Origin of the sequence: uncultured Aquimonas sp., assembly GCF_937888285.1 — a bacterium.
GTDB lineage: Bacteria > Pseudomonadota > Gammaproteobacteria > Xanthomonadales > Xanthomonadaceae > Aquimonas.
Genome location: NZ_CALART010000097.1, coordinates 47,392 through 59,261 on the forward strand (window position 1 = coordinate 47,392; position 11,870 = coordinate 59,261).

An 11,870-nucleotide genomic window follows, 5' to 3' on the forward strand; every position below is an offset into this window, starting at 1 on the left:
TCAATCCTCGACTCGTGTAGGCGTTGCGCCCCTCTCCCCTGGAGGGAGAGGGGTCGGGGGAGAGGGGGAAGACACTTGCAGCACGCTCAAGATCTGCTTCAGAACTGCCTCAGGCTCCCACAAGATCTGGTCGTTCCAGAAACGCATCACCCGATAGCCGCGATCGGCGAGCCATGCATCGCGCTCTCGGTCAGGCGCGGAGTCGGCGTGCTGACCTCCATCCGCTTCGACAACGAGCTTCGCACCCAGATGTACGAAGTCGACGATGTAGGGTCCGATAGGGTGCTGGCGTCTGAACTTCTGACCACAGAGCCGGTTCGCCCGGAGCCTGCGCCAGAGAAAGTGCTCCGCATCCGTCATGTTGTTGCGCAAGCGCTTGGCAAAGTCGCGAGATTCCATCCCCCTCTCCCCAACCCCTCCCCCTCCAGGGGGGAGGGGCTCAGATAACTGGCCCGCGTTGCCAACGACGGGCATCACAACGAAAAAAACTGCGCCCGCCAAACCCCATCGACGCTCTTGACGACAACCAACTTTGGCGCGCCCCAGCAGACCAGTCGTCGCACATGCATTCACCGCAACATTTCGAACTGCCGCATCACTCCCCTCTCCCCTTGAGGGAGAGGGGTTGGGGAAGAGGGGGCAAAGTGCGAAAGCGTCGAGCATGCAGCGCAAGCTCGGACCAGATGCACTCAGCATCCCAGCACTACCTAAGCTCAACTCGCGACAACTGCATCCGCCTCGCTCACCCCACCCCCGCCAGAAAATCCTGCGCAAACCGCTGCAGCACGCCACCCGCCTCGTAGATGGACACCTCTTCCGCCGTATCCAGGCGACAGCGGACCGGCACCTCGACGCGCTCGCCGTTGCGGCGGTGGACCACCAGCGTGAGCGTGGCGCCGGGCGTGTGCTCGCCGATCACGTCGTAGGTTTCGGTGCCGTCCAAGCCCAGCGTCAGCCGCGTGGTACCCGGCAGGAACTCGCAGGGCAGCACGCCCATGCCGATCAGGTTGGTGCGATGGATGCGCTCGAAGCCCTCGGCGACGATGGCCTCGACGCCGGCCAGGCGCACGCCCTTGGCCGCCCAGTCACGCGAGCTGCCCTGGCCGTAATCGGCGCCGGCGATGATGATCAGCGGCTGGCCGCGCTCCATATAGGTCTCGATCGCCTCCCACATGCGCATGACCTGGCCTTCGGGCTCGACGCGGGCCAGCGAACCGCGGCGCACCTTGCCTTCGGCATCGCGGACCATCTCGTTCTGCAGGGTCGGGTTGGCGAAGGTGGCGCGCTGCGCGGTCAGGTGGTCGCCGCGGTGGGTCGCATACGAATTGAAGTCCTCTTCCGGCAGGCCCATCTTGGCGAGGTATTCGCCGGCCGCGCTGTCGAGCAGGATCGCGTTGGACGGCGACAGGTGGTCGGTGGTGATGTTGTCACCCAGCACCGCCAGCGGGCGCAGGCCACTGAGCGTGCGCGGCTTGGCCAGGGCGCCCTCCCAGTAGGGCGGACGGCGGATGTAGGTGCTCATCGGCCGCCAGTCGTAGAGCGGGCTGACCTTCTCGCCGCTGTCGACCTGCAGCTTGAACATCGGCTCGTAGACGGCACGGAACTGCTCGGGCCTGACCGCCTGCTTCACGATCGCGTCGATCTCGGCATCGCTCGGCCACAGGTCCTTCAGCAGGATCGGCGTGCCGTCCTCGCGGTGGCCCAGCGCATCGCGCTCGATGTCGAAGCGGATGGTGCCGGCGATGGCATAGGCCACCACCAGCGGCGGCGAGGCAAGGAAGGCCTGCTTGGCGTAGGGATGGATGCGGCCATCGAAGTTGCGGTTGCCGCTGAGCACGGCGGTGGCATACAGGTCGCGCTCGATGATCTCCTGCTGGATGGCCGGATCGAGCGCGCCGCTCATGCCGTTACAGGTGGTGCAGGCAAACGCCACGATGCCGAAGCCGAGCTTCTCCAGCTCGGACTTGAGCCCGGCTTCTTCGAGGTACAGCGCCACCGCCTTCGAGCCCGGCGCCAGCGAGCTCTTCACCCAGGGCTTGCGCGACAGGCCCAGCGCGTTGGCCTTCTTCGCCAGCAGCGCCGCGGCGATGACGTTGCGCGGGTTCGAGGTGTTGGTGCAGCTGGTGATGGCGGCGATGATCACCGCGCCGTCGGGCATCAGGCCCTGCGCTTCCTGCGCACGCGCAGCGTCCAGGTTGACCGCGATGCCCTTGGCGGCGAGATCGGCCGTCGCCACGCGCGCGTGCGGGTTGGACGGCCCGGCCATGTTGCGCACCACGCTCGACAGATCGAAGTGCAGGGTGCGCTCGTAGGTGGCGGTGGCGAGGTCATCGGCCCACAGGCCGGCGGTCTTGGCATAGGTCTCGACCAGGGCGACCTGCTCGTCGCTGCGGCCGGTCAGGCGCAGGTAGTCCAGCGTCTGGCCGTCGATGAAGAACATCGCAGCGGTCGCGCCGTACTCCGGCGCCATATTGGAGATCGTCGCGCGGTCGCCCAGCGTCAGCGCCGAAGCCCCCTCACCGCGGAACTCAAGATAGGCGCCGACCACTTTCGATTTGCGCAGGAATTCGGTCAGCGCCAGCACGATGTCGGTGGCGGTAATGCCCGGCTGCGGCTTGCCGCTCAGCTCGACGCCGACGATCTCCGGCAGGCGCATCCACGAAGCGCGACCCAGCATCACGTTCTCGGCTTCGAGCCCGCCGACGCCGACTGCGATCACGCCCAGCGCATCCACGTGCGGGGTGTGGCTGTCGGTACCGACACAGGTGTCAGGAAAGGCCACGCCGTCCTGGACGTAGATCACCGGCGACATCTTCTCCAGATTTATCTGGTGCATGATGCCGTTACCCGGCGGAATCACATCGACGTTTCGGAAGGCGCGCTTGGTCCAGTCGATGAAGTGGAAGCGGTCCTCGTTGCGACGGTCCTCGATGGCGCGGTTGCGCTCGAAGGCGTCCGGCACATAGCCGCCGCACTCGACCGCCAGCGAGTGGTCGACGATGAGCTGCACCGGCACCACCGGATTCACTTTCGCCGGATCGCCGCCCTGATCCGCGATGGCGTCGCGCAGGCCGGCAAGATCGACCAGCGCGGTCTGGCCGAGGATGTCGTGGCAGACCACCCGCGCCGGAAACCACGGGAAATCGCGCTCGCGCTTGCGATGGACGATCTGCTCCAGGCACTCGCGCAGGATCGAAGGCTCGCAGCGACGCACGATGTTCTCGGCGTGCACGCGCGCGGTGTAGGACAGGGTCGCCCAGGTGCCCGGCTGGATCGCATCGACCGCCTCGCGGGCGTCGAACCAGTCGAGGGCGGTGCCGGGCAGCGGTTTGCGGTGCTGAGTGTTCATTTGAGAGCCGGGATTGGGGATTTGGGATTTGGGATTCGTTGAAGCCGGCGGACCGGGAAACTGAGGAAATCATGCCGCCTCAAGGCCGCCGGAGCTTCACGCTCTGCTCCCCTCTCCCCACGGGAGAGGGGTCGGGGGTGAGGGGCTGTGCGGAGCCGAGCAAACCTGGCTGCGAGATTGTGGAAGTGCGCTCTGTAACGCTCCTCACCCCGGGTCCACCTTCGCTTCGCCAGCGCTCTCCAGCCATGGACTTCCACCGGCCGTCCAAAGCGGGCTGGGATCGCTCCGCAGGGACAGGCAGATGGCAGGGTCGTCAGGTTTGGCATCTAGTACGACACCTGCTTTTTGAAGCCAATGTGGCTATCGACATAGCCCAGGCCGCGGTAGAACCGATGCGCATCGACGCGACTCGCGTCGGAAGTCAGCTGCAGCAGGCTGCAGCCACGCTCCCGTGCACGCGCCTCGCAGGCACGCATCAGCTGCGCGCCGAAGCCTTGGCCACGCACATCGGAAGCGATACGTACCGCTTCGACGTTGCAGCGCCAGGCACCGCCGCGGCTCAGGCCGGGGATGAAGCTGAGCTGGGCCATGCCGATGATGCGGCCATCGAGCTCGGCCACCAGAAGCTGCTGGTTCGGGTCTGCGCTGATCGCGTCGAAGGCCTTGAGGTAGCTGGGGTTTGCAGCGTCGAGCTCGCGGTTCTTGCCAAGCGTGTCGTCTGCGATCAGGGCGAGCAGTGCGCCGAGATCGCCAACGTGCGCAGGCCTGAAGACTGGACTCAGGGGCTCGGATTGACGCACGTCTGCAGTGCAGGTGGGACTCATCGGAACACTCCGAGCAGGAATGCCGCGGCTTGGAGAAGTTGGTCGCTTCGACCGGACCCTCTCCCCAACCCCACCTTCGCTTCGCTTGGGCTCCTCCAGCCATGGACTGCCACCGGCAGTCCATAAGCGGCTGGGATCGCTCCACCGGGAGAGGGGCTTGAATGCACAGGACGATGGGACTGGCCGAAGGGTGGTGACGAAACGGATCGCTTCAATCGAATCCCGAATCCCCAATCACCAATCCCAGCTTTCGCTCAGCTCCGCTGATCAATCGGCACAAACTTCAGATCCTCAGGCCCCACGTAGTTCGCGCTGGGCCGGATGATCTTGCCGTCGATGCGCTGCTCGATCACGTGCGCGCTCCAGCCGCTGGTGCGGGCGATCACGAACAGCGGGGTGAACATGGCGGTGGGCACGCCCATCATGTGGTAGCTCACCGCACTGAACCAGTCGAGGTTGGGGAACATCTTCTTGATGTCCCACATCACCGACTCCAGGCGCTCGGCGATGTTGTACATCTTCATCGAGCCGGCCTCCTCCGACAGCTCTTCGGCCACGCGCTTGATTACCACGTTGCGCGGGTCGGAAACGGTGTAGACCGGGTGGCCGAAGCCGATGATGACTTCCTTGCGCTCGACGCGGGCGCGGATGTCGGCCTCGGCCTCGTCCGGCGTGTCGTAACGCTTCTGAACTTCGAAGGCGACCTCGTTGGCGCCGCCGTGCTTGGGGCCGCGCAGCGCGCCGATCGCACCGGCGATGCAGCTGTACATGTCCGAGCCGGTGCCAGCGATCACGCGGCCGGTGAAGGTGCTGGCGTTGAACTCGTGCTCGGCGTACAGCACCAGCGAGGTGTGCATGGCGGCGACCCAGCTCTGCTTGGGCTTCTCGCCGTGCAGCAGGTGCAGGAAGTGGCCGCCAATCGAGTCATCATCGGTCTCGACTTCGATGCGCTTGCCGTTGTGGCTGTAGTGGTACCAGTACAGCAGCATCGAACCCAGCGAGGCCATGAGCTTGTCGGCGATGCCGCGCGCGTCGGGATGGTTGTGGTCGTCCTTCTCGGGCGTCAGGCAGCCGAGCACCGACACGCCGGTGCGCATCACGTCCATCGGATGCGCCGAGGGAGGCAGCTGCTCCAGCGCCGTCTTCAACGCTGCCGGCAGGCCGCGCAGACTCCGCAGCTTCGCCTTGTAGGCCTTGAGTTCGGCGCGGTTCGGCAGCTTGCCGTGCACCAGCAGGTGGGCGATCTCTTCGAACTCGCAGCTGCGCGCGACGTCGAGGATGTCGTAGCCGCGGTAGTGCAGGTCATTGCCGCTGCGGCCCACGGTGCAGAGCGCGGTGTTGCCGGCGGCGGTGCCGGACAGGGCGACGGACTTCTTGGGCTTGAAGCCGGGGGTGGCGGGGGCGGTGGATTCGGTCACGGTCATGCTCCGTTGACGGGAAAGAGTGTGCGCTGCGGCCGAGGCTCGCCGCGCAGGCGTCGGGATCGGCTTACTGCCTGGCCTTGGCGAACAGCGCATCCAGACGCTGCTCGAAGGCGTGGTAGCCGATCGCTTCATACAGCTCCATGCGCGTCTGCATGGTGTCGACCACGTTCTTCTGCGTGCCGTCGCGGCGGATCGCGGTGTAGACGTTCTCGGCGGCCTTGTTCATGGCGCGGAAGGCCGACAGCGGATACAGCACGATGCCGACGTCGGCGCCGGCCAGCTCGTCGACGGTGAACAGCGGGGTCGACCCGAACTCGGTGATGTTGGCGAGGATCGGCACCTTCACCGCGGCGGCGAACTGCCGGTACATCGCCAGCTCGGTCATGGCCTCGGGAAAGATCATGTCGGCGCCGGCCTCGACGCAGGCCACGGCGCGCTCGATGGCCTTGTCCAAACCTTCCACCGCCAGCGCATCGGTGCGCGCCATGATCACGAAGTCGGGATCGGTGCGCGCATCCACCGCGGCCTTGATGCGGTCGACCATCTCGGCCTGGCTGACGATCTCCTTGCCCGGACGATGGCCGCAGCGCTTGGCGCCGACCTGGTCCTCGATGTGCATCGCACCCGCGCCGAACTTGATCAGCGACTTCACCGTGCGCGCCACGTTGAAGGCCGAGGGCCCGAAGCCGGTGTCGACGTCGACCAGCAGCGGCAGGTCGCAGACGTCGGTGATGCGGCGGACGTCGGTGAGCACGTCATCCAGCGTGCTGATGCCGAGATCGGGCAGGCCCAGCGAACCCGCGGCCACGCCGCCGCCCGACAGATAGATCGCCTTGAAGCCGGCGCGCTTCGCCAGCAGGGCATGGTTGGCATTGATCGCGCCCGGCAGCTGCAGCGGCTTCTCGCTGGCGACGGCGGCGCGGAACTTGGCACCGGCGGAAACGTGGCTCATGGGAACTCCTGGTCGAAGGATCGGGGCAGAACGCACGTCGCAACGCGCGGGGCTTGAGCCTGCTGCATCAAGACCCGTGCCAGTGCCGGCATGCATCGTGGAGATCTGCAAACCACTGATTCCTTTGAGCATGGGCAACAGAAGAGCGCCTGAACGTCGCAGCACTGTGTTTCAATGCGACACCGCGAAACATGGCAATGAAACATGAGCGACAGCCCCGCCAGCGCCCGCCTGCCCGTGATCTGGACAGCCTCGGTCTCGCGCCTCTCGCAGCTGCTGCGCGAGGTCACGCCCGAATTCGACGGCCGCGCGCGCATCGAAAATCTGAACCTCGGCTTCGAGGACGCCGTACGGCACATCCGCACCCGGCTGCCGCGCGAGCGCGTCGACGTGCTGATCTCGGCCGGCAGCAATGGCGCCTACCTGCGCAACCGCATCAGCCGTCCGCTGGTGCTGGTGCGCGCCTCCGGCTTCGACCTGATGCAGGCGTTGTCGCGCGCGCGGCGCATCGCCGATCGCATCGGCGTGATCACCCATGAGACCGATCTGCCGGTGTTCGCCGAATTCCAGCGCCACTTCGGTCTCGACATCGCCCAGCGCAGCTTCACCACCGCGGAAGAAGCGCGCTCGGCGGTGGGCGATCTCGTCAGCCAGGGCGTGCGCGCCATCGTCGGCACCGGGCTCGTCACCGAGCTGGCCGAACAGGCCGGCGTGGCCGGCGTGCTGATGTACTCGGCCGACTCGATCCGCCAGGCCTTCGAGAGCGCGCTCGACGTCGCACGGCCGCTCATTGCACAGGAAGAGCACGCGCCCAGCCCGCGCGCGAAGAAGCCCGGGGCGCCGCGGCATGCGCTGGAAGACCTGGTCGGCGCCAGCGCCGCAATGGTCGAACTGCGCGAGCAGATCCGCCGCGCGGCGATGAGCCCGGCCACCGTGCTGATCCAGGGCGAGACCGGCAGCGGCAAGGAGCTGGTCGCCCAGGCCCTGCACGGCGTCAGCCCGCGGCGACGCGGGGCCTTCGTGGCGATCAACTGCGGCGCGGTGCCGGAGTCCCTGCTCGAAGGCGAGCTGTTCGGCCACGAGGAAGGCGCCTTCACCGGCGCGCGAAGAGGCGGCCGCGCCGGCCTGATCGAAGCCGCCAGCGGCGGCAGCCTGTTCCTGGACGAGATCGGCGAGATGCCGCTGGGCCTGCAGACGCGCCTCTTGCGCGTGCTGGAGGAACGCGAGGTGCTGCGCGTCGGCGCGTCCACGCCAGTGTCCGTCGACCTGCGGGTGGTCGCCGCCAGCCACGTCGACCTGCGCGCGGCCGTCGCCGAAGGCCGCTTCCGCGCCGACCTGTTCTACCGCCTCGACGTGCTGCGCCTGCGCCTGCCGCCGCTGCGGGAGCGTCGAGATGACCTGCCCGCGCTGATCACCAGCCTGCAGGACAGCCTGCGCCGCCGCGGCCTGGCCCAGCGCGAGCTGAAGTTCAGCGCCGAAGCGATTGGCCTTCTGTCCGCCTACGCGTGGCCCGGCAATGTGCGCGAGCTGCGCAACCTGCTGGAGCGGCTGCATGCGCAGGTCGATCCGGCGGTGGTGGAGATCGAGGCGGCGGTGTTGATTCGGCTGGCGCCGGAGCTAGGGGGACATGCGTCAATCGCTTCGTTTGAGCGATCGCACGTCGCGTCAGGCGCGGCCGGCATTCTGCCAGCAGGATCGGCCTCACCCAGACCGTCCGCCACGGAACTGCACGCTCTGCTCGATCGGCACGGCGGCGCGCGCAATGCCGTAGCGGAAGCCTTGGGCGTGTCGCGCAGTACGCTGTGGCGATGGCTGCGGCAGCACGATGTTCAGTGATGCGCTGCGTCGAATCGCCCTTGTAATGCCCTGCATCCTGAGTCGCGGCGCGACTTCCTCGCGCACCGGCTGCCGTTGATTCGGGCAGCCAGCGACATCCATCTGCGGATTCGCTGGCCGCCTCGGGCTTCCCCTGCGCCACCGCCCGCGCCTCCGGCACATACCGACGACCTGATTCTGGTCGCTTCTGGATTCGAAGCGCCTTGCGTAGGTGGATGGTGCGCGGCACGCGCACCCTATGGGGCACCGCCTCGCCTCGGCATTGACGCCGCCTGGGCGAAGTGCACGGCAGGGCTGTAGGGTGCGCGTGTCGCGCACCGCTCCGTGCCCAAGGTCTTGCGGGGACATGGGCGGCGTGCGCCACAGGCGCGCCCGACGCCGTGCGGAGCAAGGGGGCGAAGCAGAGTCAGCCGGAGATCGCGACGCGCACAGTCGCCATGGGTCACCGCTTGCAGAGCCCGTCCATGTCGCCCTCAGCCGAACGCTTCGCCCAAGCCGTCAGGGCCGACTTGTCCGTGGCGGATGCTCCGAGAGACTCCCAGCGCTTGCGTTCGGACACCACCCACTGATGCACCTGCTGGACTTCGTACGGCGGAAGCGAGGCCAAGGAGAGTTCGATCAGTTGCTGGGCGAGGGCACCCAGCACCTCCGGGCCATAGAGATCCCGCAGCAGCAGCGCGTAGCGCGCGTACAAACGAGGGTTCGGCAACGACGGCCCCATGCCTTGGAAGGGGATTCCAGTACCCGGCGCATGCACGATGGCCAGCCCTTCGAGCGCCAGCGGGTGTCCTGCGCGAAATCCGGTTTCAAGAAACTCGAGTGCACGGTCGGCCAGATACTGGGGATAGACATACTGCTGCGACTGCGAATGGGAGCGATTCGGTGGGTTGACCCGGCGCAGCTGACCGTCTGCGCGCAGCATGGCCAGAACGGTCTTCTGGGATACGCTCAACCGTGGTCCAGCGAACTCGATGATCTCGGACGGGCTCGGCCCCGCGCCGGCGCTGCCCGCGCCGCAGGTCGCGGCCCTGCTCTCCAGAAACTCCAGCGAGCTGGCAGCTGCTGACACCCACGCAGCGTCATCGTTCTCCGCTGCGCCCCGCTCAATTCGCATACGCGCATTGCGCTCCATGATGCGGGTGAACTCAAGGCTGCGCTGGTACTGCAGGCACTCGGTAACCCCCACGGCCAGGCGGCATGAGGCGACGGTGTCTCCGGCGCGGTGGGCGGTGAGCAGGGCCTCGTACTGCTCGGCGAACGGCAAGGTCGCGAGCGGGAGTGCCGGAGTTGCAACGCGGGAATCGTCGGCGATCTCGGGCATTGGCTCAGGTGGCACCGCAACAACGGATGTCGATACTGCCCCGTGCTGCGGGCGTTCGGCGGACGCCGGCGAGACCTGAGGCGGAATCGAAGTGCTTGAGTCTGTCTCGTGCGCGTCATCGAGCACCAGCCAGAGCAGCACTGCCGCAAGCCACAGAGAGCAGAGCGCGAAAGACGTGGAGCTTAGTCGGGACATAGGCGAACGCGAGAGACGCGGAGGTTGCAGGGTAGCGCTTGACGCCCAGGCCTCACCATACGTATCCCACTCGGCCAGCGGTTAGGCTTGCGCCTGCTCTCTCGACCGGACGACGCTCTTGCAGGTGCTTTCGCATGACTCCCGAGGCGCAGAGCGCGCAGTTCTCATCACCGGCGCCCACGGCTTCCTCGCCGGCTTCATCATCGCCGCCCTGCGCGCTCGCGGCTGGCGGGTAATTCGCGGCGTGCGTTCGCAGCCGAGTGCTGCGGACGAACACCACTGCGACTTCGCACAGGCGCAGCACAGCATCGATTGGCACGTCCTGCTCGACGGTGTGGATGCGGTGGTCAACGTCGCCGGCATTCTGCGTGAGACGCGAACACAGACCTTCGAGGCGATCCACCACACCGGCCCCTTGGCGCTGGCGCGGGCCTGCGTCGATCACGGCGTGCGGGACTTCGTGCAGATCTCGGCCCTAGGCGATCCGGACGATGGCGAGTTCATCGCTTCCAAGCACCGCTTCGATGCGGCGCTGCTGGATCTTCCGCTGCGCGCGGTGGTGCTGCGGCCTTCCATCGTCTACACAGCGCGCGGCTCCTACGGCGGCACCTCGCTGCTGCGAGCGCTTTCGGCCCTGCCCTTGGCCGTGCCGCTGCCGGGCGCCGGAGAATGGGGAATGCAGCCACTGGCGGCGGAAGACCTGGGCGCGCTGGTGGTCGCTGCGCTCGACGGAGAGCAGCGCGGCGTGTTCGAAGTGGGCTGCGAACAGCCGATGGCGTTGAGCGAGTACCTGCTGCTCTGGCGGGCCTGGCTGCGCGTTCCCGGCATGCGCACGCTGCCGACACCGACCTGGGTGGTGGACGCGGCGGTGGCCGTCGGCGAACGCATCGGTGTCGGCCCGATGGGCCAGACCATGTGGCGCATGCTCAAGCGCGGCAATGTCTGCGCGCCCGATGCACACGCGCGCTTGCTCGAAGCATTCGGCACCGCGCCGCGCGATCTGGACACCGTGCTGGCGCAGACGCCCAGCCAGGTGCAGGACCGCTGGCAGGCGCAGCTGTATCTGTTGGCCCCCGTACTTCGTTGGACGGTGATCCTGCTGTGCCTGCTCTCGGCCTGGGCCGGCTTCGTCACGCCCGCCGCGCAGATCGAAGCGATGTCCTCCGGCAGCCTGCTCGCGCATCTGCAGCCGGTGGCGCTGGCACGCTTCGCCGGTGGCGTCGACCTGGTACTCGCGCTGTGGCTGGCGAGCGGCTGGCGGCCGCGTGCAGCGGTGGCTTCGACCCTGCTGCTGGTGCTGGGCTACACGCTCGTGTTGGGTGCGCTGGTCCCGGCGCTGTGGCTGGACCCGCTCGGCGGGCTGGCCAAGAATCTCGTGCTGCTGCCGGCGCTGGCCGTGCTGTGGGTACTGAGCGATCGGAGGTAGGACGATGGACTATCTGTGGCTGAAGTGGATCCACATCCTGTCGTCCACGCTGCTGTTCGGCACCGGGCTCGGCATCGCCTTCTTCCTGTGGGTGGCGCACCTGCGCGGCGATGCGCGGGTGATCGCTTCGACAGCGCGCACGGTGGTGATCGCCGATGCCTGCTTCACCGCACCCGCCGTCATCGTTCAGCTGGTGACCGGTCTGCTGTTGTCCGCGCAGCTCGGCTGGCCGATCGAGGCTTTCTGGTGGCGTGCCTCGGTGGTGCTGTTCTTTGTGGTCGGCGCCTGCTGGCTGCCGGTGCTGTGGCTGCAGCTGCGGGCGCGGGATCTGGCGCTTGAAGCGAGCGCATCAGGTGCTGAACTTCCGCCGGCCTACCACCGCGCCATGCGGGCATGGTTCTGGCTGGGCTGGCCAGCCTTCATCAGCGTGCTGGTGATCTTCTGGCTGATGGTGGTGAAGCCGGGGTGAGGTGACGCTAGACCGGGGCGAGGGTGGAGACCATGGTGGGCCAGGGCCCACCCTATGGGTTTGAGGCTGCGATT

General features: G+C 67.2%; 9 protein-coding genes. 3 read left to right on the forward strand and 6 right to left on the reverse strand.

The window, feature by feature from the left end:
• The 5 genes from Q0654_RS17865 to prpB form a co-directional block, all read right to left on the reverse strand.
• Entirely contained in the window at nt 1–399 is a 399-nt protein-coding gene (locus Q0654_RS17865; protein ID WP_298856330.1) for a DUF559 domain-containing protein, read from the reverse strand.
• Between the two features lie 343 nt (nt 400–742).
• Nucleotides 743–3,349 carry a Fe/S-dependent 2-methylisocitrate dehydratase AcnD gene (acnD, locus tag Q0654_RS17870; protein WP_298856331.1) on the reverse strand — a complete coding sequence of 869 codons (2,607 nt, stop codon included), beginning with the start codon at nt 3,347–3,349 and terminating at the stop codon, nt 743–745.
• A gap of 326 nt (nt 3,350–3,675) precedes the next feature.
• Nucleotides 3,676–4,173, reverse strand: coding sequence for a GNAT family N-acetyltransferase (locus Q0654_RS17875; protein WP_298856332.1), 498 nt, complete (start codon nt 4,171–4,173; stop codon nt 3,676–3,678).
• Nucleotides 4,174–4,427: 254 nt separating this feature from the next.
• Complete coding sequence (gene prpC / locus Q0654_RS17880) at nt 4,428–5,591, reverse strand: 2-methylcitrate synthase (protein WP_298856333.1); 1,164 nt, start codon at nt 5,589–5,591, stop codon at nt 4,428–4,430.
• A gap of 70 nt (nt 5,592–5,661) precedes the next feature.
• A complete protein-coding gene (prpB, locus tag Q0654_RS17885) occupies nt 5,662–6,549 on the reverse strand; it encodes a methylisocitrate lyase (RefSeq protein ID WP_298856334.1) in 888 nt (295 codons plus the stop codon).
• Nucleotides 6,550–6,753: 204 nt separating this feature from the next.
• On the opposite strand from prpB, the gene prpR reads away from it, so the two are divergent.
• The gene (prpR, locus tag Q0654_RS17890) at nt 6,754–8,385 is read left to right on the forward strand and encodes a propionate catabolism operon regulatory protein PrpR (protein ID WP_298856335.1); all 1,632 of its coding nucleotides are present in this window, start codon (nt 6,754–6,756) and stop codon (nt 8,383–8,385) included.
• Nucleotides 8,386–8,827: 442 nt separating this feature from the next.
• Here prpR and Q0654_RS17895 read toward each other — a convergent pair whose 3' ends face one another.
• Entirely contained in the window at nt 8,828–9,706 is an 879-nt protein-coding gene (locus Q0654_RS17895; protein WP_298856336.1) for a hypothetical protein, read from the reverse strand.
• Between the two features lie 319 nt (nt 9,707–10,025).
• On the opposite strand from Q0654_RS17895, the gene Q0654_RS17900 reads away from it, so the two are divergent.
• Together Q0654_RS17900 and Q0654_RS17905 are read left to right on the forward strand one after the other, a co-directional pair.
• Entirely contained in the window at nt 10,026–11,327 is a 1,302-nt protein-coding gene (locus Q0654_RS17900) for an SDR family oxidoreductase (protein WP_298856352.1), read from the forward strand.
• A gap of 4 nt (nt 11,328–11,331) precedes the next feature.
• Nucleotides 11,332–11,796 (forward strand): DUF2269 domain-containing protein, encoded by a 465-nt coding sequence (locus Q0654_RS17905; RefSeq protein ID WP_298856337.1) that lies wholly within the window; start codon nt 11,332–11,334, stop codon nt 11,794–11,796.
• The last annotated feature ends 74 nt before the right edge of the window (nt 11,797–11,870 follow it).